Below are 21,419 nucleotides of genomic sequence, written 5' to 3'. Positions count from 1 at the left end.
TCCCATGATTTCGAGTCTGCTGGTCGCAAACCGGGGCGAGATCGCCTGCCGCGTCTTCCGCACCTGCCGCGAGCTGGGCATCCGAACCGTCGCCGTGCACTCGGACGCCGACGCGAACGCCCTCCACGCGCGCGTGGCCGACACGGCGGTACGCCTCCCGGGTGCGACGCCCGCCGAGACGTATCTGCGCGGCGAGCTGATCGTGAAGGCCGCCGTCGCGGCGGGCGCGGACGCCGTCCACCCCGGATACGGCTTCCTGTCCGAGAACGCCGACTTCGCACGGGCCGTCCTCGACGCGGGCCTCGTCTGGATCGGCCCGCCGCCCGAGGCGATCGAGGCGATGGCCTCCAAGACACGGGCGAAGGAGCTGATGGGGCTCGAGCCCTTGAAGGAGGTCACCGAGGACGACCTCCCCGTGCTGGTGAAGGCGGCCGCGGGCGGCGGCGGGCGCGGCATGCGCGTCGTACGCCGGCTCGCCGACCTGGACGCCGAGTTGGCTGCGGCCCGCGCCGAGGCCCTCAGCGCCTTCGGGGACGGCGAGGTCTTCGTCGAGCCCTACATGGAGGGCGGCCGGCACGTGGAGGTGCAGATCCTGGCCGACACCCACGGCACGGTCTGGGCGCTCGGCACCCGCGACTGCTCCCTCCAGCGCCGCCACCAGAAGGTGATCGAGGAGGCCCCGGCGCCCGGTTTGAGTTCCGAACTGACCGACTCCTTGTACGCGATGGCCGTACGCGCCGCCCGCGCGGTCGACTACGTGGGCGCGGGCACGGTCGAGTTCCTGATCGCCGACGGCAGGACGCACTTCCTGGAGATGAACACCCGCCTCCAGGTCGAACACCCCGTCACGGAAGCGGTGTTCGGCCTCGACCTGGTGGCCCTCCAGATCCAGGTCGCCGAGGGCGCGGCTCTCGAGAACGACCCTCCACGCGCGCGTGGCCACGCCATCGAGGCCCGCCTGTACGCGGAGGACCCGGCACGGGCGTGGGCACCGCAGACGGGCGCCCTCCACTGTCTCGCCGTCCCGGACGGCATCCGCCTGGACACCGGCTACACCGACGGCGACGACATCGGCGTCCACTACGACGCCATGATCGCGAAGGCCGTCGCCCACGCCCCCACGCGCGCGGAGGCCATACGCAAACTCGCAGGCTCCCTGGAGCGGGCCACGATCCACGGCCCGCTCACCAACCGCGACCTCCTCGTACGCTCCCTGCGCCACGAGGAGTTCACGACGGCCCGCATGGACACGGCCTTCTACGAACGCCGCCTGCCCGAACTGACCGAGCCCGCAACCGACTCGTACGCCCCCTTGGCCGCGGCACTCGCGGACGCCCAAGGCCGCTCCCGTTTCGGCGGCTGGCGCAACCTGCCCTCACAGCCACAGACAAAGCGCTACCTCATGCACGGCGACGAGCACGAGGTCCGATACCACCACACCCGGGAGGGCCTGACCGCCGAGGGTGTCCGCGTCGTCCATGCGGCCTCCGACCTCGTCGTACTCGAAATCGACGGCGTACAGCGGAAGTTCGAGGTGGCCCGCCACGGCGACCGCGTGTACGTGAACACCACCGCGCTCACGGCCCTGCCCCGCTTCCCGGACCCCACCGCCCAGCAGGAACCCGGCTCCCTCCTGGCCCCCATGCCCGGCACGGTCGTCCGCATCGCCGAGAACCTGTCCGTCGGAACCGCCGTAACGGCCGGAGAGCCCCTCATCTGGCTGGAGGCAATGAAGATGGAACACAAGATCTCCGCACCGACCACAGGCACGCTGACGGCCCTCCACGCCATCCCCGGCCAACAGGTAGAGGTCGGCACGCTCCTCGCTGTCGTGCTTTAGGGGCGCGAGGAACTGCGCGACCAGCCACACCCAACCCGCACACTCCAGACGGCCGTTCCCCCCTCCCCCTGAGGAGCCCCCATGACCCCCGTCCTCGAAACAGACGAACACAAGGCCCTCCGCGCAGCCGTAGCCGCTCTCGGCAACCGCTACGGCCGCGCGTACCTCACCAAGGTCGTCGCAGCGGGCGCCCACCCCGACGAACTCTGGTCGGAGGCAGCCAAACTCGGCTACCTGGGCGTCAACCTCCCGGAGGAATACGGCGGCGGAGGCGGCGGAATAGCGGAACTCTCCATCGTCCTGGAGGAACTGGGAGCCGCAGGCTGCCCCCTTCTGATGATGGTCGTGTCGCCCGCGATCTGCGGCACGGTGATCGCCCGCTTCGGCACAGAGGACCAGAAACAGAACTGGCTCCCCGGCCTCGCCGACGGCACCCGCACCATGGCCTTCGGCATCACAGAACCGGACGCGGGCTCCAACAGCCACCGCATCACCACCACCGCGCGCCGCGCAGGCGACGGCACGGACTGGATCCTCACGGGCCGCAAGGTGTTCATCTCGGGCGTGGACATCGCCGACGCCACGCTCATCGTGGGCCGCACAGAGGACGCCCGCACAGGAAAGCTCAAGCCCTGCCTGTTCATCGTCCCGCGCGAAGCACCCGGCTTCGAACGGCGGAAGATCGACATGGAACTGCACGGCGCGGAGAAGCAGTTCGAGCTCACCCTCGACGACGTACGGCTGCCCGCCGACGCACTCGTCGGAGACGAGGACGCGGGCCTGCTCCAGCTCTTCGCGGGCCTCAACCCCGAGCGCATCATGACCGCCGCCTTCGCGATCGGCATGGGCCGGTACGCACTCTCCAGGGCCGTCGCCTACGCACGCGAGCGCACCGTCTGGAAGGACCCCATCGGCGCCCACCAGGCCATCGCGCACCCCTTGGCGCAGGCGCACATCGACCTCGAACTCGCCCGCCTGATGATGCAGAAGGCGGCCTTGCTGTACGACTCCGGAGACGACGCCGGTGCCGGAGAGGCCGCCAACATGGCCAAGTACGCGGCCGCCGAAGCCTGTGTGAAAGCCGTCGACCAGTCCGTGCACACCCTCGGCGGCAACGGCCTGACCGGCGAGTTCGGCCTCGCCTCACTCATCACCGCGTCCCGCGTGGCCCGGATCGCGCCCGTCAGCCGGGAGATGATCCTCAACTATGTCTCGCACCAGACCCTGGGCCTGCCCAAGTCCTACTAGGCACTATCTCCCGTACCGGCTTCCGGTTCAGCTCCGGTAGAGCCGCCCGTCCGACTCCTGGAAAGGGCCCGCCATGGTGTTCCACAGCGAGTACGAAGACGTTTCCGCCGTCGAAGAGCCCATCCACGACGCGGTGCTGGGCCGGGCCGCCGCCCGGGGCGACACACCCGCTCTCATCGACGGTGTGGACGGGATGACCGTCACGTACGCCCAACTCGACACGTTCCACCGACGGATCGCCGCCGCGCTGGCCGACCTCGGTGTCCGCAAGGGCGACGTACTGGCGCTGCACAGCCCCAACACCGTCGCCTATCCGGCGGCGTTTTTCGCCGCCACGCGCGCGGGGGCGTCGGTCACGACCGTGCATCCGCTCGCCACGCCCGAAGAATTCGCCAAGCAACTGCGGGACTGCGCCGCCGCGTGGATCATCACGGTGTCGCCGCTCCTGGAAACCGCCCGTACGGCGGCCGAACTCGCGGGCGGCGTAAAGGAGATCTTCGTCTGCGACCAGGCGTCCGGACACCGCTCGCTGCTCGACATGCTCGGTTCCACGGCTCCCGAGCCGCAGGTCGACATCGACCCTGTGGAGGACGTGGCGGCCCTCCCGTACTCCTCCGGCACGACCGGCGTCCCCAAAGGCGTGATGCTCACCCACCGGTCCATCGCCACCAACCTGTCGCAGCTCGCGCCCTGCATGCCGATGGGCCCCGGCGACCGCATCCTCGCAGTCCTCCCGTTCTTCCACATCTACGGGCTGACCGCTCTCATGAACGCGCCCCTCAGGCAGGGCGCCACGGTCGTCGTACTGCCGCGCTTCGACCTCGACACGTTCCTCGGGGCCATCGAGAAACACCGCATCACCGGCCTGTACGTGGCTCCGCCGATCGTCCTCGCCCTCGCCAAGCACCCGGCCGTCGACGGCTACGACCTGTCGTCCCTGAAGTACATCATCAGCGCGGCGGCACCCCTGGACGCCGAACTGGCGGCGGCCTGTTCGCGCAGGCTGGGCCTGCCGCCCGTCGGCCAGGCGTACGGCATGACGGAACTCTCGCCCGGCACCCACGTCGTCCCCCTGGACGCCGAGAACCCGCCTCCCGGAAGCGTCGGAAAACTCATCGGCGGCACGGAGATGCGCATCATCTCCCTGGACGACCCCCACAAGGACGTCGGCGTCGGCGAACGCGGCGAGATCGTCATCCGCGGCCCCCAGGTCATGAAGGGCTACCTGGGACGCCCCGAAGCCACCGCCGCGATGATCGACGCCGACGGCTGGCTGCACACCGGAGACGTCGGCTACGCCGACGAGGGGGGCTGGCTGTACGTCGTCGACCGCGTCAAGGAACTCATCAAGTACAAGGGCTTCCAAGTGGCCCCCGCCGAACTCGAAGCCCTCCTGCTGACGCACCCCGGCATCGCCGACGCCGCCGTCATCGGCGTCTACGACACCGACAACAACGAACGGCCCCACGCGTACGTGGTACGCCAGCCGACCGCGGAAGACCTCACCGAAGGTGAGGTGATGGAGTACGTCGCCGCGCGCGTCGCCCCGTACAAGAAGATCCGGCGTGTCGTCTTCATCGACGGCGTGCCCAGGGCAGCCTCCGGGAAGATCCTGCGGCGGGAACTGAGGGAGCGCGCATGACCACGGTGCGGCGGTCGCACGAGCGCGGCATCACCACCCTCGCGCTCGACGCGCCCGAACGGCGCAACGCCCTCTCCGCCCAGCTGGTCGGGGAACTCGCGGACGCGCTCACGGAGTGCGGCAAGGACGGTGACGTACGCGCCGTCGTCCTCACCCACACCGGCAACACCTTCAGCGCGGGCGCGGACCTCCGCGACCCTCCCCCACTCTCGGCTGCGCTCGAGCGGGGGGACCCCCATCCCCCCGACGTACTGGTCGCCCTCCTGCGCCAGATCGTCGAACTGCCCAAACCGGTCGTCGCCCGCGTCACCGGCCACGCGCGCGCGGGCGGCCTCGGACTGCTCGGCGCCTGCGACATCGCGGCCGCCTCCAAGGAGGCCACCTTCGCCTTCACGGAAGTACGCATCGGGGTCGCGCCCGCCGTGATCTCGCTGCCTCTGCTGCCCCGCCTCGACCCGCGCGCCGTGGCCCGCTACTACCTCACCGGAGAGCGCTTCGACGCCGCCGAGGCCGCCCGGATCGGCCTCGTCACGGCGGCAGGCGACGACGCCGACGAGGTGCTCGCGCCCGTGCTCGACGGGCTGCGCCGAGCCTCCCCGCAAGGGCTGGCCGAGACGAAACGGCTGCTCACGGCTAAGGTGCTGGACACCTTCGACCGGGACGCGGCCGACCTGACCGCGCTCTCGGCCCGGCTGTTCTCCTCCGCGCAGGCCCGCGAGGGGATGACGGCCTTCCTCGAACGACGGGATCCCCCATGGGTGTGGTGAACGGTACGACGCCGCTCGTCGAGCGCGTGCCCAAACAGGACCGCAGCCGGGCCACCCGGCAGCGCCTCCTCGAAGCCGCCGTCGCCTGCCTCGCCGAACACGGCTGGGCGGGCTCCACGGTCTCCGTCGTCGCCGAACGCGCCGGCGTCTCCCGGGGCGCCGCCCAGCACCACTTCCCGACCCGCGAGGACCTCTTCACGGCAGCCGTGGAGTACGTCGCCGAGGAACGCTCCACCGCCCTGCGCGCCCTGTTCCCGGAAGGCGCCGCGGACCGCCGCGCCGTCGTGGCCGCCCTGGTCGACCTCTACACGGGCCCCCTGTTCCGCGCCGCCCTCCACCTCTGGGTCGCCGCCTCCAACGAAGACCAACTGCGGTCCCGCGTGACGGAGTTGGAGGCCCGGGTCGGCCGCGAGACCCACCACATAGCCGTGGAACTGCTGAACGCCGACGAGCCCCGCCCCGGCGTCCGCGAATCCGTCCAGGGCCTCCTCGACATGGCCAGGGGTCTTGGGCTGGCCAACCTCCTCACGGACGACGCGGCACGCCGGGAACGGGTGGTCGCCCAGTGGGCGCAGATCCTGGACGACGTGCTGGGCTGAGGACGGAGTCTGGTCGGGGCTCAGCCCTGCAGCACGCGGCGCAGCCGCACTCGGCTCGGCCTCACGGACTCAGCCGCTCCACCCGCCACGACCCGTCCTCCTGCGCGACATACCGCAAGCGGTCGTGCAACCGGTTCTCCCTGCCCTGCCAGAACTCGACCGCCTGGGGGGCGATACGGAAACCGCCCCAGTTCGGCGGCACCGGGACCTGCTCGCCCTCGGGATAACGGGCGGCCAGCTCGGCGTACGCGGCATCCAGCTCGGCACGGGAGAAGATCACCGCCGACTGGGCGCTCGCCCAGGCACCGAGCTGGGAGCCGTGCGGACGCGTGCGGAAGTAGGCGGCCGTCTCGTCGCGCCCCGTACGCCGCGCGGTGCCGGTGACCACGACCTGCCGGGCCATCGAATGCCACGGGAAGAGCAGCGAGACGTACGGGTTCTCGCCCAGGTCGCGCGCCTTGCGGGACTCGTAGTTGGTGAAGAACACGAAACCCTGCTCGTCGTACTGCTTCAGGAGCACCGTGCGGGAGCTGGGCCGTCCCTCCGCGTCGGCAGTGGAGACGACCATGGCGTTGGGCTCGAACACCAAGCCCTCCGTCGCGGCCTGGGCGAACCAGCGCGCGAACTGCTCCATCGGATGGTCGGCCAGCTCGGTCTCGTCGAGTCCCTCGGCCCGGTAGTGCTTGCGCATCAACGCGGGGTCGAGGACGGGGTCACGGTCGGTCACGCGGTCATCTTGCCGCATTCCGCACGGGCACCCGGAGAGCGTGGCCTTCATCACTGCGTGGCACTGAGTGCCGCGTACTCTCCCCAAAGGTGGCACCACGGGATATCGTCCTCGTGCCGAATTGGTTGGGTGACCGCCGACCGCACGGGGCATCACCGGGATGACGCACGGACGTACGGACCGCGAGTCCACGAGGCGACCGCGGAGCCGGACGACCACCACCACCCTCACAAACACCGGTCACGAAAAACCCCGCACCTCCAGCATCACCAGCACCTCCGACACTTCCCGTAACTCCTGAAACCCCCACCACCCTCAGCACCCTCAGAACTCCCAGAACTGTCACAACGCTCACAAACCGTCTGTCGCACACATCATGAGGAGCCGCCTGATGTCCGACTTCGTACCCGGACTCGAGGGAGTCGTCGCTTTCGAGACGGAGATCGCCGAACCGGACAAGGAGGGCGGCGCCCTGCGGTACCGGGGCGTCGACATCGAGGATCTGGTCGGTCACGTCTCCTTCGGCAACGTCTGGGGACTGCTCGTCGACGGAGCCTTCAACCCCGGCCTGCCGCCCGCCGAGCCGTTCCCGATCCCCGTCCACTCCGGCGACATCCGCGTGGACGTCCAGTCCGCGCTCGCCATGCTGGCGCCGGTGTGGGGCCTGCGACCCCTCCTCGACATCGACGAGCAGCAGGCCCGCGAGGACCTCGCCCGCGCCGCCGTCATGGCCCTCTCGTACGTCGCCCAGTCCGCCCGCGGCCAGGGCCTGCCGATGGTCCCGCAGCGCGAGATCGACAAGGCCCAGTCCGTCGTCGAACGCTTCATGATCCGCTGGCGCGGCGAGCCCGACCCCAAGCACGTCGCGGCGGTCGACGCGTACTGGACCAGCGCCGCGGAACACGGCATGAACGCGTCCACGTTCACGGCCCGCGTCATCGCGTCCACGGGCGCGGACGTGGCGGCAGCACTCTCCGGAGCCGTCGGCGCCATGTCAGGACCTCTCCACGGCGGCGCCCCCTCCCGCGTCCTCGGCATGATCGAGGAGATCGAGCGCACGGGCGACGCCGACGCCTACGTCAGGCAGGCCCTCGACAAGGGCGAGCGCCTCATGGGCTTCGGCCACCGCGTCTACCGCGCCGAGGACCCCCGCGCGCGAGTCCTCCGCCGCACCGCCCGCGAACTCGGCGCCCCCCGCTTCGAGATCGCCGAAGCCCTCGAGAAGGCCGCCCTCGCCGAACTCCACGCCCGCCGCCCGGACCGCGTCCTGGCGACCAACGTCGAGTTCTGGGCCGCCATCGTCCTCGACTTCGCCGAGGTCCCGGCCCACATGTTCACCTCGATGTTCACCTGCGCCCGTACGGCAGGCTGGTCCGCCCACATCCTGGAACAGAAGCGCACGGCCCGTCTCGTACGCCCGTCCGCACGCTATGTGGGCCCGGGCACCCGCAACCCGCGCGAGATCGAGGGCTACGAGGACATCGCCCACTGAGGGCAAGGGCAACAAGCCCGCTGACCGCACCCTGAAGAGGACCCCACAGAGAACCGCGAAACCCCCGCGAACGCAGACGACCCGCGAGCTCTGGTCCCCTCCGAGGAGGGAGCCGGCCGGACGTACCGGCGAGCTCGCGGGTCGGGTGACTGCTTGAGATTGGGCCGGCTGCGCGCTCGTCTCACACGCTGGTCCGGCACCGCACTGGATGTGGTGACGGGCCGCTAGCCCGCAGCCACCTCGCTTGTCCGGGTTTCATACATGTACCCGATCACCTCCTTTCGGCGTAGGCCACACCCTAGGAACCGATCGGTCACCGCTCAACCGGTTTTTCGAGATGGCGACTGTACGAGCTCTCGCCTGGTGGCGTATCCGTATCCGTCGCCCCGCTGCACGAGCCGCAGGTTCCAGTGGGAGACGTTGATCCGGCCTCTCGGCGTCGCGAGGCTGTGCTGCCCCCTGGCTCGTACGGAGATACGTCCCGTCCATGTGCCTGCCCATTTCCCGGTGGGTATCGTGGCACGTACGAGATCTCCGGTGACGTATCCGAAGTGCTGCTTCGCCCGGGCGCGGCGGAGGCGAGGGAATCCGAACCGGTCCGGAGTGGTGCGGGCGTACGAGCCACGCCCGGTGGCCTTGGCGATGAGGACCTGCTCCGGCAACCGGACGATTGCGTCGCCGTCTTCGTGATCCAGGCCTCCGACGCACAGGGCGTCCACGGTGTGGGTCTTGTCGAGCCCCATGGCCGTGCGGTTCCACTTGGTACGGCCGCCTGACCAGGCGAGGATCGGTCTCCCGAGGCTTTCCAACGCCTCTGTGAGCCGCCAGTGGGTCGCATTCATGGCGGCGGCGTCGTGGAGCGGTGTCTTGACCTGTTGCAGGATCTCCGCGAGACGGTCGGGTCGGTGGGCCAGGAAGACGTCGACCGGCGTGCTGCCTTTGGCCTGGTTGCAAGGGACGCAGGCGAGGACAAGGTTCGAAACGCGGTCGGAGCCCCCACGACTTCGAGGCCGGAGATGGTCGATGTTCAGCGGTACGCCGGCGGCGTCGCAGTAGGCGCAGGCGCGGTTCCATTTGGCGTGGAGGTAGGCGCGGGCTTCGGTTCCGGCGAGCGTGCCCTGTTGGTACTCGGTTCCGGCAAGGGGGCTGCCTGCGGTCATGGCGTGGGTGTCGAAGGCGACGCGTTCTATGTGGATCTCGGTGATGGGCGCGTACCGGCACATGCGCCTGGCCAGGGAGACGGTGGTGTCGACGCGATGGCGTAGCGAAGGAGGCAGCCAGCCTTCAGGGCGAGCGCGGTTGTCCGAACGGGGTGCTCGGTAACGGCAGTTGGCCGATCGTCGCCTGTGCCGGTACCCGGCCCGCTGTTGCATGCACATGCGGATCTGATCGCCACGGTGCTGGAGTTCCACTGCGATCAGGCCGCGTCTGACGGTGACCGTGGCACCGTGCTCGTCGGCCTCCTTCTTCTCGTCGGTGAGGGCGAGACCTGTGCCCTTCGAGCCGGGGTCGATGCGTAACCGCACGCCGTCGACCTCTGATTCGGCGAGTGTGCGGTCTTTGAGTCGGATGGTGAAGGGGACCTGCCGGGCGACCACGGCCCGCCCTTTGCCTAGGAGTTCGCGTGCGCGGGCAGGGTGGCAGGGCATGAGCGGTTGGCCGTCCTTGGAGAGGACGAAGACCCTGCTCGCGCCGATGCCACCCGCGTACGCGTGGTCGTGTGTGGGAACGTCACCGCTCCCGTTCTCTGCCGTCTCCATCGCCGAGGCGCTGGTTTCGGCGTGACGTCGACGGGCTCTGGTGCCGTGCCCGTCGGTCTCCCCTCGCCCATGTTCCCTGCCGGTGCCCCGCGCGGTGGCGGGGTGTCCGTAAGCCGTTTCGTCCCTGCTCCCAGGGGTGTCTGCTCCCACGGATTCCAGAGCAGGCTGCTGAGGAAGCACAGCCTGGTGGGTCTGCTCGCCTGCGGGAAACGTAGTCATCGAGGGCACCTCCCTGATTTTCGCAATCGTGATGACTTGGGCTGGTCACTCGGCCTGTCCGTCAGACGGCGCAGGCTGCGGCTTTCGACCGAGGAGCGAGTGACCTCCCCTCTTCGGTGCATGGCTACGCTAGTGATCAAGCGAATTGCCCGGGCCGAATTCCCCCGAAAGCGCCCGTCTGTGCGAATCAACCCCATTCCCCGAACGCGCAACCGATCTCGCTGCTAGTGCCGCCTCACGCAACGTGGACAGGGAGAGCCCCGCGGTGGGCAGCTGAGCGAGGGCTCCACCGGGCAGGCAGAGTGAGGTGCTGCTTCAGAACCGGTATGGAGCAGGTGATCTGGACCGGGGCCTCGCACTCGGCCCCGCGGTCCAGGGGAGGGCGGGGCACCCATGCGCGTGGTGACGTGGAACGTGTGGTGGCGGTTCGGGCCGTGGGAGGAGCGGCGGAAGGCGGTTCTCGGGGTGTTGCGGGAGCTGGAGCCCGATGTTGTGGGGCTGCAGGAGGTGTGGGCGCGGGGTGGGGAGAATCTCGCGGAGTGGCTTGCGGGGGAGCTGGGTCTGCACTGGGCGTGGGCCGCCTCGCCCGCGCCCGAGCGGTGGCGGCGGCGGGTCGGGGATCCGGTGGTCGACATCGGTAATGCCGTGCTCAGTCGGTGGCCCGTCGTGGGCCGGGCGGTGCTGCGGCTGACGGCGCCCGAGGGGGAGGACGACGGACGGCTGGCGTTGTACGCGCGGCTGGACGCGCCGGGCCACCAGGTGCCGTTCTTCACCGCCCACCTGAGCTCCGGCATTCACGCCTCGGCCGTGCGTTGTGACCAGGTCAGGGCACTCGCGGGATTCGTCGCGGCCCATCGTGGTGGTACGGCGTTCCCGCCCGTCGTCACCGGTGACTTCAACGCGTGGCCGGACTCGGACGAGATACGGCTGTTCGGCGGCTACAAGACCGCTCCCGCGGTGGCGGGACAGGTGTTGCTCGACGCCTGGGAGTACGCCGATCCGGCGGCGCCGGCGGTCACCTGGGACGCGGCCAATCCGTACGTCGGGGTCGGTGATCCGGGTGTTCGGATCGACTACATCCATGTCGGGCCCCCGGGGCCGGGCGGCCTGGGCCGTGTGCGGGCCGTGCGTCGTGCGGGCGACGGTCCTGTCGACGGTGTCTGGCCGTCCGACCATGCGGCCGTCGTCGCGGACCTGGCCACTGCCCCGGCCATGGCTCCGGCGGAGGACCGACTCGACGACCGGCGTGCTGATCGCTACGAAGCCTGAAGTGGCCGTACACAACGATTTCCTCAATCTTGTGGGAACCAGATGTGGGCTGCGTCACGTTCGAGTTGAATGATTCCTAGTGAGTGATTCGTAGTGAGTGATCAGACGCGCGGGCACACCGCGCAGGACACGCCGACACGGCCTGCAGGGGGTGCCAGGTGAGTGCTTCCCGGCGTAGTGGGACCACGGACGAGCTCGGGCCGCAGGAGCCCGAGCGGGACGGGGCCGATCTGCTCGCCGCTCTGCTCGACGGGATGGACGCGGCATTGTGCGCGTTCGACGCCGATGGAGTGGTGACGCACTGGAACCGGGAGGCGGAGCGGATTCTCGGCTGGACCGCGGAGGAAGCGGTCGGGCGGCACGGGTTCGCCGGGTGGGCCGTGCGGACCGCGGACGCCGAGGAGGTCGAGGGGCGGCTGCTGTCCGCGATGCGTTCGCCGGGACGGCAGGTCCATGAGTTCGCGCTGCTCACCAAGGACGGCGGGCGGGTGCTCGTACGGACGCAGTCGGCCGCGGTGCCGGGTCCCGACGGGAAGCCGGCCGGGGTGTACTGCGCGTTCAGCGAGGTGCACGCGCAGATAGATCTGGAGCGGTCGATCGCGCTGAGCGAGGCGCTGTTCGACGACGCCTCGTGGGGTGTCGTACTCGTCGACGCGGATCTGCGGCCCGCCGTGGTCAACGCGCATGCGGCGCGCGCGCTCGGGACGGGGCGTACGGCGGTACTGGGGCGCCCCCTGGGTGAGTTGCTCGCGCAGGGCGTGGAGGAGCTGGAGAGCGCGCTCACGCACGTCCTCGCGGAGGGGGCGCCGCCGGCGCCCGCGGAGATGTGGGTGACGGTGCGGACGGCGGAGGGCGAGCAGCGGCGGTGCTGGCGCAGCGGTTTCCTTCGGCTCGCCTCGCCGCTCGCGGAAGAACCGGTTCCGCTGGGTGTCGGGTGGCTCTTCCAGGACGTGACCGAGAGTAAGCAGACCGAGCAGGAGGCGGCGCTGCTGCGGTTCCGGGCCAATCAGCTGCACCGGGCCGCCCGTGCCGCGGCCGAGTGCGAGGACCCGGCGGAGGCGGCGAGCGTCCACCTGGACTTCGCGCTGGCGGGCTTCGCCGATCACGCGTTGATCGACTTGGTGGCCGGGGGCGCCGTGCCCGACGGCGAGGGTCCGGTACGGCTCGTACGGGCCGCCGCCACGCCGTCCGGTGCGCCGGGCCCGAGTCTGCCCGCGGGCCGGGCGGGGCTGCCCGTGCGGTACACGGAGGGGCATCCCGCTCTCCAGTGCGTCGAGCGGATCGGGTCCGTACGGGCCAGCGCGGGGGCGACCACTCCCGAGCGCGCCCGCGAGTGGGCCGTCGCCCGTCAGTGGCCCGCGGACTCGGTGCACGCCCTGTGCGCGGTCCTGCGCAGCCGGGGCCGCACCCTGGGCGTCGTCACGTTCCTGCGAGGCGCCAGCCGTACGCAGTTCGAGCGGGCCGACGCGACGTACGCGGAGGATGTCGCGGTACGGATCGCGACGGCGCTGGACCTGGCGGGGGTGCTGGAGCGGCGCCCTTAGAAGGCCCTCAACCAGAAGCCCCTCAGCCTGAAGCCCCTCATCCAGCAGGCTGTCAGCCGGACAGCTCTCAGCGCCAGTAGAAGATCCGGTCCGCGTACTCCTCGAACACGCGCCCGTTCCACTCGTGGCCCCCGTCCACGTTGCCCGAGCGCAGCAGCGGGGGCTCGATGCCGCGGTCCGCGAGGGTGCCCGCCGCGGTGGCCATGACCGCCTGGAGGAGGGCCGACGTGACGACCGTGGAGGCGGAGGCGAAGGGTGCCGGGATGGTGTCCAGGGTGAGTACCGCGTCGCCGATCGCGATCTTCGAGTCGAGGACGACGTCGCAGTGGTCCTTCAGGTAGGTCCCCGAGGAGTGCCGGGACTTCGTCTCGGAGGCGTACGCGACCGAGGTGACCCCGATGACCTTGAGGCCGAGGTCGCGGGCGTGCATCGCCATCTCGACAGGCAGGGAGTTGCGCCCGGACAGGGAGACGATCACCAGGAGGTCGCCGGAGCGGGCCGGGCTGGAGTCGAGGACCGCGCTCGCCAGGCCGTCGACTCGTTCCAGGGCGGAACCCAGCGTCGCGGGCATGACGTCGACGCCGACGGCGCCCGGTACGGCGAGCAGGTTCATCAGCGCGAGGCTGCCCGCCCGGTAGACGAGGTCCTGCGCGGCCAGCGAGGAGTGCCCGGCGCCGAAGGCGAAGAGCCGTCCGCCGTCGGCGACGGTGTCGGCGATCAGGGTGCCGGCGGCCTCGACGTTTCCGGCCTCCTCGTCCCGCACCCGCTGCAGCAGGCCGATCGCGGCGTCGAAGAACTGCCCGGCCAGCGTGCTGTCGCTCATCGGCGAAGCCCTTCTCCTGTCGTGGCCCCTGTCGTGTCGCGGATCACGTTGCGGTCTGGACCAGTGCCGTGTCAATACGGCCACGGGGGGCGACACTGGGTGCTGAGGGCCCCGTCCCCGCCCGGCCGAGCCCCGGGCCCGTCCGTCCGCGCAGGTACTCGTAACGACGTGGTTTCAACGGCGCGGCACGGTTGTCAGTGGGATGCGTCAGAATTGGTGCCAGGGCCAGCGCACACGCCGGTGAGCCACTCAGCCTCCGGCAGAGCTAATCGAGGGGCACGTATGTCCGGACTGATCGACACCACGGAGATGTATCTCCGCACCATCCTCGAGCTGGAGGAGGAAGGTGTGGTCCCCATGCGCGCCCGTATCGCCGAGCGGCTCGACCAGAGCGGGCCGACGGTCAGCCAGACCGTGGCGCGGATGGAGCGCGACGGCCTGGTGGCGGTCGCCAGCGACCGGCACCTGGAGCTCACGGAGGAGGGCCGTCGGCTGGCCACGCGCGTGATGCGCAAGCACCGTCTCGCCGAGTGTCTGCTCGTCGACGTGATCGGTCTGGAGTGGGAGCAGGTGCACGCCGAGGCGTGCCGCTGGGAGCACGTGATGAGCGAGGCGGTGGAGCGGCGGGTGCTGGAGCTGCTGCGCCACCCGACCGAGTCGCCGTACGGGAACCCGATCCCGGGCCTGGAGGAGCTGGGCGAGAAGGACGGGGCGGACCCGTTCCTGGACGCCGGCATGGTTTCGCTGGCCGACCTCGATCCGGGGCTCGACGGCAAGACGGTCGTCGTTCGTCGGATCGGTGAGCCGATCCAGACGGATGCGCAGTTGATGTACACGCTGCGGAGGGCGGGCGTGCAGCCCGGGTCCGTGGTCAGCGTTACGGAGTCTGCGGGTGGGGTGCTTGTGGGCAGTGGCGGTGAGGCTGCCGAGTTGGAGTCGGACGTCGCGTCCCACGTGTTCGTGGCCAAGCGGTAGCCGTCAACTCCCGTAACGCACCCCCCAGTTGTCCCACCTCGCAGTTCCCCCAGAAACGAAGATTCAGTGGGCGGAATCGCAGCGGCCGGGCCGTTTGCGTGCGAGGCTGTCGCGAGAGGCATATGACCTGAGGGCTCTTGACCGTGGCGGCAGCGGCGCCGGCGCGCGGTCGGGGAGGGGGCGGGAGGATGTGCCGCGGACATGAGGTGGGCCCCGGCGCCCTGAGGCGCCGGGGCCTGTCCTCCCCTGTGCTGACCCGGAGCCCCGAGCTCCCAGGGTCATCCCCTTCGGACCGTTTTCCCCGAGCGGCCCGCCTCCCGTTGAAGATCTCCCCTGGGCGGCGGCGGTCAATCCTTGAGCGAGGTCACTCGAAGGTGGGGTGTTACCGCCAAGAGACCTCACTTTCGAACGCCTATTCGATAGCGTGTGAGTGACGGAACCACCACGGATTACGCAGGAACAGCCAGTAGGAGCAGCGGTACGACCAGCGGTACGAGTGGACCGGCCGGCTCGCGTGGGACGACCCGGCCGAGCGGATCAAGGGGGGTGCCAACGTATGGTGCGGCGCATCGACGTGACCGGTGCGGGCGGCGTCCGCCTCGCCGCCTGGGAGTTCGCCGATCCTCCCAAGGCCGATCCCAAGGCCGATCCGAAGGGCGATCCGCCGAAGGGCGATCCGTCCAGGACCAGGACCGGGGAGATCGAGCGCGCGCCCGGCGTGCTGTTATTGCACGGGCTCATGGGCCGCGCCTCGCACTGGGCGCCCACGGCCCGGTGGCTCGCCGAGCGGTACCGAGCCGTGGCGCTCGACCAGCGGGGCCACGGCCAGAGCGAGAAGCCGCCGGAGGCGTCCTACACCCGTGGGGCGTACGTCGAGGACGCCGAGGCCGCCCTCGAACAGCTCGGCCTCGCCCCGGCCGTCCTCATCGGCCACGCGATGGGCGCCCTGACCGCCTGGCAGCTCGCGGCCAAGCGACCCGACCTCGTGCGCGGCCTGGTCATCTGCGACATGCGGGCCTCGGCGCTGGGGGCCGCCTCGCAGCGCGAGTGGGAGGACTGGTTCAAGGCCTGGCCGGTCCCGTTCGCCACACTCGCCGACGTACGGAAGTGGTTCGGCGAGGACGACCCCTGGGTGGAGCGCCCGAGCCCGTCGCGCGGTGAGTTCTACGCCGAGGTGATGGCCGAGTCCGAGGACGGCTGGCGCCCGGTCTTCGAGCCCGAGCAGATGCTCAAGTCCCGCGAGACGTGGGTGTACGACGCGCACTGGGAGGAGCTGACCCAGGTCCGGTGCCCCGCCCTCGTCGTCCGCGGCCTCGACGGCGAGCTCGGCCGGGCCGAGTCCCAGGAGATGGTCCGCGTCCTGCCCGACGGCCGGTACGCGGAGGTGGCCGAGGCGGGTCACCTCGTGCACTACGACCAGCCGGACGCTTGGCGCGCGGCGGTCGAGCCGTTCCTGGACGAGGCGCTCCGCTAGAGGTGCCTGGAAAGAGCTCCGTTGAACCGCGGTTGGTCATTGTCTGCGGGTGGGTTGTGGCTGGTCGCGCAGTTCCCCGCGCCCCTAAGGGCGCGGGGGGCGCAGGCCTGCCTCAGCCCTTACTCACCGCCGCCAGGATCTCCGGCAGCCGCCGCGCCGTTCGCGGTGCGGCGAGTCGCAGTCCCGCCAGGGTGAGCAGCGCGCCGTACGCGGTCCCGAGCGGCAGCAGCAGCCACGTCCAGTCCTCCCCGTCCGCCGAGACGTTCAGCCAGATGGTGAGGGTGATGACGGGCGCGCACAGCAGCGCCGCCGAGACCATGCCGCCGAAGATCGAGATCCAGGCCAGGCCGGCCTGCCCGGGAGCCACGTTCTTGTAGCCCTCCTGCGGGATCGAGTACGGGAAGCGGGCGGAGGACCAGGCGCCGGTCGCCAGCATCGCGCCGAGCAGCGCGAACGACAGGCCGAGCACTTCGGGCAGGGCGGGCCAGTCACCGAGCATCGCCGTCGTGAGGACGGTGACGAGGGTCGCGTACGGGAGGGTGATCACCAGGAGCGCCAACGCCCGCCCCCGCAGTTCGACGTACGCGTCCCGCGTGGACGAGATCGTCATCGCGACCATCCAGAACGCGGAGGTGTCCTGCCCGAACTGGTTGTACATCTGGATGCCGAGCATCCCCGCGGCGAAGCACGCGAAATAGATCGAGCCGGTGCCCTGCAACGCGTTGAACAGCGGCACGATCAGCCCGATCGCGAGCGAGGTCACCCACGCGGCCTTCGTCTTCGGATCCCGCCACACGTACCGCAGGCTGCGCTCCATCACCGTGCCCGTGCGCCCCGCGGGCAGCAGCCGCCCGAGCCCGGAGGAGCGGCCCGCCTTGTCCCGAGCGGGCTCGGCGGCCTGCAGCGTCGAACCGTCCGGCGACGTCATCAGCCGGGTCAGACTCCGCTGCCAGAAGGCAAGGAGCACCGCCAACGCCAGACCGCTCAGGGCGAGCTGGGCGACCCCGACGGCGTACGAGCCCTCGCTGACGGAGTCCACCGCGCCGAGCGCCGACGCCGGCGGCACCCAGCGCAGTACGTCCGCCGCCGGGTCCAGCGTGGACAGGCCGGACGAACCGAGCTTCTGCGCCCCGAAGTTGACGAGCTGTGCCCCCACGGCGATCACCAGACCGCTCAGTACGGCGAGATCGCGGCCCTTCCGGCTGGTCAGGAGGCGGATGTTGGCGGCCGCGACCGCACGCGCGAGGGCCACGCACACGAGGAGCGCGAGGACGACGGCGACGACTCCGGTGACGTACGCCGCCGCTCCGTGCGCCATCGAGATCACGGACCCGACGAGCAGGCACAGTGTGAACAGCGGCCCTATGCCCACCAAGGAGGCCGCCAGCAGGGCGCGTACGAGCGGCTGCGGGCGCAGCGGCAGCATCACCAGGCGCGTCGGGTCGAGCGTCTCGTCGCCGCCGGGGAAGAAGAGCGGCATCACGGCCCAGCCGAGCGCCAGTACGGCCGTGAGCAGCACCGTCACGGTCATGGCGTGGGTGTTGCCGCGCAGCGCGATCAGGCCGATGAGCTGGAGCGCGGCGAAGAGCAGCACGACGACGAGCGACGCCACGTACGCGGCCCGCCGCCCGGCCGACTGCCGCAGGCCGTTGCGCAGCAGGGACAGCTTGAGCCGTACGACGACGGGAGTGACGGAAGTGGTGGAAGCGGTGGAAGCGGTCGCGGTGGTCCCGGTTGTCCCGGTGCTCATCGGGCGCCGCCGCCCAGCCAGTCGAGGTCGGAGCCGGCGCTGCGGCCGTTCGCGCCGACGAGTTCGAGGAAGGCCTGCTGGAGGGAGGGCGCGTCGCCGCGTACGTCGGCGAGCGGACCGTGGGCGCGGATGCGCCCCGCGGCCATGACCGCGACCCAGTCGCACAGCGACTCGACCAGCTCCATCACGTGGGAGGAGAAGACGACGGTCGCTCCGGAGGCGGTGTAACGCTCCAGCACGCCGCGGATGGTCTGCGCGGAGATCGGGTCGACGCCCTCGAACGGCTCGTCCAGGAACAGCACTTCGGGGTTGTGCAGCAGCGCCGCCGCGAGGCCGATCTTCTTGCGCATGCCGGTCGAGTAGTCGACGACGAGCTTGTGCTGCGCCCCGGCGAGGTCGAGCACGTCGAGCAGCTGGGTGGCCCGTTTGTCGACCTCGACGCCCGGCAGCCCGCGCAACCGCCCGGTGTACGCGAGGAGTTCCCGCCCCGAAAGCCGCTCGAAGAGCCGCAGTCCTTCAGGGAGCACCCCGATGCGGGCCTTGACCTCCGTGGGGTCGCGCCACACATCGTGCCCGACGACCTCCACGCTCCCCTGATCTGGCCGCAGCAGCCCGGTCACCATCGACAGCGTGGTGGTCTTCCCCGCCCCATTGGGCCCGACCAGCCCGATGAACTGCCCCGCGGGCAACTCCAGATCGATCCCCGCAACGGCGACTTGCTCCCCGAACCGCTTCCAGAGCCCCCGCACGCGCACGGCAACAGCACCCACCCGCACTCCTTCGGTCATGCGGGGCACGATACGGGGCGTGCCCCGCAGGGGGCCCCGCAAGGGGCGCGGGGAACTGCGCGACCAGCCCCCACGCACCCGCAGACGAACCCCCACCGCCCGCGCGGAGCGCTACCGCCGAGCATCACGCCCGCAGGCGTAAGCCAAGGGCGAGATGAGTTCCTCGGCATCCGGCAACCACCGATTCGCAGGGGTCGGCCGACAAGCCCACTGCACAGCCCCCCGCGCCCCGAACCGGGTGGGCGGCGCAGCAACGTACGTCCCCTCACCGAGCACCTCGAGATCAAGGGAGGCAAGCGGCCACCCCAACTTCCGCACAAGATCGGGCACCTTCACCGCAGCCCCGGGCAACACGAAGAACTGCATCCGCCGATCCGGAGTACACGTAACGGGCCCGAGCGTCAGCTCCATCCGCTTCATCCGGGCCAGCGCGAGAAACCCCGAGGTCTCAGGAACGTCGATCGCGTCGAACGTCCGCCCCGTGGGCAACAGAATCGACGCCGACGGCTGTTTCGCCCACATCCGCCGCGCGACGGTCGCACTGCCGGTGGCCAGCGTCGCCCAGTCCTCACGCGCCGGATGCACGCCGGGCACGGCGCATGCCGGCTCGCCGCACGAGCAGCGCTGCACCCCGTCGACGGCTTCCAGCCAGGTGCCGGGGAACACGTCCCAGTGGCGCTCCTCGGCATAGCGCACGGCGGTGTCCTGCAGCGACTCGCCTCGCTGCTTCGGGATCTGGGCGGTCTCGGTGCCTGCGATCGTCTCTTCCACGCCCAACTCAACTCCCGCACCCACCAGGGGTTACGGCTCACGCGCGCGCGGGGGAGGAGCACCGATTCCACACGTGGGGCGCATGGATGCATGTGTGGGGGCGCGCATGAGGAACGGCAGCGGGGGCTGGGTAACCAGGGGAGGGGCAGGCAGCAGCCTTTACCCCGGCAATCCTCGCATGTCTCGCATCTTCGGTATGTCCGCGGGGCATTGATCTTCGAGGCCGGATCTTTTCGTTCCTTTCACGGGCAGGAGGTTCCGGTCACTGAGGACTCGTCAACTCGGTGCGTGGGCAGGCACCGCAGCCACAGGGGGTACGCCATGGCCGCAAGGCCTCTCGTCGCGCGGCAGCCGAACGAACGACTGCAGGCGCTCATCCAGGAAGCGGGCTGTTCGAACGCCGGGCTGGCCCGCCGGGTCAATATGTGCGGCGCGGAACATGGTCTCGATCTGCGCTACGACAAGACGTCCGTGGCGCGCTGGCTGCGCGGTCAGCAGCCGCGTGGACGGGCGCCCGCGATCATCGCCGAGGCGCTCGGCCGCAAGCTGGGCCGGACCGTCACGATCGACGAGATCGGCATGGCGAACGGCAAGAACCTCGCGTCGGGCGTCGGTCTCCAGTTCTCGCCGACCGTCCTCGGAGCGATCGAGCAGGTCTGCGAGCTGTGGCGCAGCGACGTGGGACGCCGGGACTTCCTGTCCGGCTCGTCCGTCGCGGCCTCCGCGCTCGTCGAGCCGAGCCGGGACTGGCTGATCTCGGCGCCGGACGCGCAGGTGTCGCGCTCGGCCGGGCCGCGGGTCGGTACGTCCGACGTGGCGGCGGTGAGCGCGATGACCCAGGCGCTGGTCGACCTCGACCACCAGTACGGCAGCGGGCATGTACGCCCGGTCGTCGTGCACTACCTCAACAGTGTCGTCTCCGGGCTGCTGGCGGGCTCGTACCGGGAATCGGTCGGGCGTGAACTCTTCGCGGCGGTCGCTCGGTTGACGGAGCTGGCGGGCTACATGGCGGTCGACACGGGGCAGCCGGGGCTCGCGCAGCGGTACTACATCCAGGCGCTGCGGCTCGCGCAGGCGGCGGGCGACCGCGGATACGGCGGGTACGTCCTTGCCGCGTCCATGAGTCACCTGGCCGCGCAGCTCGGGAATCCGCGAGAGATCGCGCAGTTGGCGCGCGCGGCGCAGGAGGGGGCGCGCGGGCGGGTCACTCCGCGCGCGGAGTCGATGTTCCACGCCGCGGAGGCGCGGGGGCACGCGTTGATGGGTGACGCGCGCTCGGCGCAGGCGGCGTCCGGGCGGGCCGTGTCGGCGCTGGAGCAGGCCGATCCGGAGTCCGGGGACGACCCGCGGTGGATCGCGCACTTCGACGAGGCATATCTGGCCGATGAGTTGGCGCATTGTCACCGGGACCTGGGGCAGGCCGAGGCGGCGGCGCGACGCGCGGAGGAGTCCCTGGCCGGGCACCCCGAGTCGCGCGCGAGGCGGCGCGCGATCGGGTACGTCCTGCTGGCCACGGCACAGGTCCAGCAGCGCGAGGTCGAGCAGGCCTGTCACACGGGCCTGCGCGCGGTCGAGCTGCTCGGCACGCTGCGGTCCAACCGCGGGGCCGAGTATCTGGAGGACTTCCAGCAGCGGCTGGAGCCGTACCGGGAGGAGCCTGTGGTGCGGGAGTTCGGGGCGCGCATGGAGTTGCAGGCAGCGGCCTAGGCGTATGGGGCGTGAACGTTCGGG

The 21,419-nt window shown here is 70.6% G+C and carries 17 protein-coding genes; 11 read left to right on the top strand and 6 right to left on the bottom strand.

Annotated features, from left to right (window positions below; translation table 11 throughout):
• The first annotated feature begins 4 nt into the window (after positions 1-4).
• From GAS53_RS25555 to GAS53_RS25535, 5 genes are all read left to right on the top strand, one after another.
• Positions 5-1,840 carry an acetyl/propionyl/methylcrotonyl-CoA carboxylase subunit alpha gene (locus tag GAS53_RS25555; RefSeq protein ID WP_151480042.1) on the top strand — a complete coding sequence of 612 codons (1,836 nt, stop codon included), beginning with the start codon at positions 5-7 and terminating at the stop codon, positions 1,838-1,840.
• A gap of 81 nt (positions 1,841-1,921) precedes the next feature.
• Positions 1,922-3,088 (top strand): acyl-CoA dehydrogenase family protein, encoded by a 1,167-nt coding sequence (locus GAS53_RS25550; RefSeq protein ID WP_151480041.1) that lies wholly within the window; start codon positions 1,922-1,924, stop codon positions 3,086-3,088.
• 76 nt (positions 3,089-3,164) lie between these two features.
• A complete protein-coding gene (locus tag GAS53_RS25545) occupies positions 3,165-4,730 on the top strand; it encodes a 4-coumarate--CoA ligase family protein (RefSeq protein WP_151480116.1) in 1,566 nt (521 codons plus the stop codon).
• A complete protein-coding gene (locus GAS53_RS25540; protein WP_151480040.1) occupies positions 4,727-5,497 on the top strand; it encodes an enoyl-CoA hydratase family protein in 771 nt (256 codons plus the stop codon). Before GAS53_RS25545 ends, GAS53_RS25540 begins: the two co-directional genes overlap by 4 nt.
• A complete protein-coding gene (locus tag GAS53_RS25535) occupies positions 5,485-6,096 on the top strand; it encodes a TetR/AcrR family transcriptional regulator (RefSeq protein WP_151480039.1) in 612 nt (203 codons plus the stop codon). The genes GAS53_RS25540 and GAS53_RS25535 overlap by 13 nt, the downstream gene beginning before the upstream one ends.
• 61 nt (positions 6,097-6,157) lie before the next feature.
• On the opposite strand, the gene pdxH is transcribed toward GAS53_RS25535, so the two are convergent.
• Positions 6,158-6,841, bottom strand: a complete 684-nt coding sequence (gene pdxH / locus GAS53_RS25530) for a pyridoxamine 5'-phosphate oxidase (RefSeq protein WP_192583276.1) — start codon at positions 6,839-6,841, stop codon at positions 6,158-6,160.
• A gap of 373 nt (positions 6,842-7,214) precedes the next feature.
• Between pdxH and GAS53_RS25525 the strand changes: the two genes are divergently transcribed.
• Complete coding sequence (locus tag GAS53_RS25525) at positions 7,215-8,315, top strand: citrate synthase 2 (RefSeq protein WP_151480037.1); 1,101 nt, start codon at positions 7,215-7,217, stop codon at positions 8,313-8,315.
• A gap of 320 nt (positions 8,316-8,635) precedes the next feature.
• On the opposite strand, the gene iscB is transcribed toward GAS53_RS25525, so the two are convergent.
• Positions 8,636-10,075 (bottom strand): RNA-guided endonuclease IscB, encoded by a 1,440-nt coding sequence (iscB, locus tag GAS53_RS25515; protein ID WP_151480036.1) that lies wholly within the window; start codon positions 10,073-10,075, stop codon positions 8,636-8,638.
• A gap of 612 nt (positions 10,076-10,687) precedes the next feature.
• Between iscB and GAS53_RS25510 the strand changes: the two genes are divergently transcribed.
• Positions 10,688-11,563, top strand: coding sequence for an endonuclease/exonuclease/phosphatase family protein (locus GAS53_RS25510; RefSeq protein WP_151480035.1), 876 nt, complete (start codon positions 10,688-10,690; stop codon positions 11,561-11,563).
• Between the two features lie 158 nt (positions 11,564-11,721).
• On the top strand, positions 11,722-13,107 hold the full coding sequence (locus tag GAS53_RS25505) for a PAS domain-containing protein (RefSeq protein ID WP_151480034.1): 1,386 nt from the start codon (positions 11,722-11,724) through the stop codon (positions 13,105-13,107).
• Between the two features lie 67 nt (positions 13,108-13,174).
• On the opposite strand, the gene GAS53_RS25500 is transcribed toward GAS53_RS25505, so the two are convergent.
• Positions 13,175-13,930, bottom strand: coding sequence for an SIS domain-containing protein (locus GAS53_RS25500; protein ID WP_151480033.1), 756 nt, complete (start codon positions 13,928-13,930; stop codon positions 13,175-13,177).
• A 282-nt stretch (positions 13,931-14,212) separates the two neighbouring features.
• On the opposite strand from GAS53_RS25500, the gene GAS53_RS25495 reads away from it, so the two are divergent.
• Complete coding sequence (locus GAS53_RS25495; RefSeq protein WP_107015407.1) at positions 14,213-14,905, top strand: metal-dependent transcriptional regulator; 693 nt, start codon at positions 14,213-14,215, stop codon at positions 14,903-14,905.
• Positions 14,906-15,461: 556 nt separating this feature from the next.
• Positions 15,462-16,379, top strand: a complete 918-nt coding sequence (locus tag GAS53_RS25490) for an alpha/beta fold hydrolase (protein ID WP_151480032.1) — start codon at positions 15,462-15,464, stop codon at positions 16,377-16,379.
• Between the two features lie 112 nt (positions 16,380-16,491).
• On the opposite strand, the gene GAS53_RS25485 is transcribed toward GAS53_RS25490, so the two are convergent.
• From GAS53_RS25485 to GAS53_RS25475, 3 genes are all read right to left on the bottom strand, one after another.
• A complete protein-coding gene (locus GAS53_RS25485) occupies positions 16,492-18,129 on the bottom strand; it encodes a transporter (protein ID WP_151480031.1) in 1,638 nt (545 codons plus the stop codon).
• Positions 18,126-18,917 carry an ABC transporter ATP-binding protein gene (locus tag GAS53_RS25480; RefSeq protein ID WP_151480030.1) on the bottom strand — a complete coding sequence of 264 codons (792 nt, stop codon included), beginning with the start codon at positions 18,915-18,917 and terminating at the stop codon, positions 18,126-18,128. Before GAS53_RS25480 ends, GAS53_RS25485 begins: the two co-directional genes overlap by 4 nt.
• A gap of 111 nt (positions 18,918-19,028) precedes the next feature.
• On the bottom strand, positions 19,029-19,688 hold the full coding sequence (locus tag GAS53_RS25475) for a bifunctional DNA primase/polymerase (protein WP_151480029.1): 660 nt from the start codon (positions 19,686-19,688) through the stop codon (positions 19,029-19,031).
• 321 nt (positions 19,689-20,009) lie between these two features.
• Between GAS53_RS25475 and GAS53_RS25470 the strand changes: the two genes are divergently transcribed.
• Entirely contained in the window at positions 20,010-21,395 is a 1,386-nt protein-coding gene (locus tag GAS53_RS25470) for a transcriptional regulator (RefSeq protein ID WP_151480028.1), read from the top strand.
• Positions 21,396-21,419: the final 24 nt, after the last annotated feature.

This window comes from Streptomyces albicerus, assembly GCF_008905045.1.
Taxonomy (GTDB): domain Bacteria; phylum Actinomycetota; class Actinomycetes; order Streptomycetales; family Streptomycetaceae; genus Streptomyces; species Streptomyces albicerus.
The sequence above is the reverse complement of the archived record's forward strand: the minus strand, read 5'-3'. Positions and strand labels throughout refer to the sequence as shown.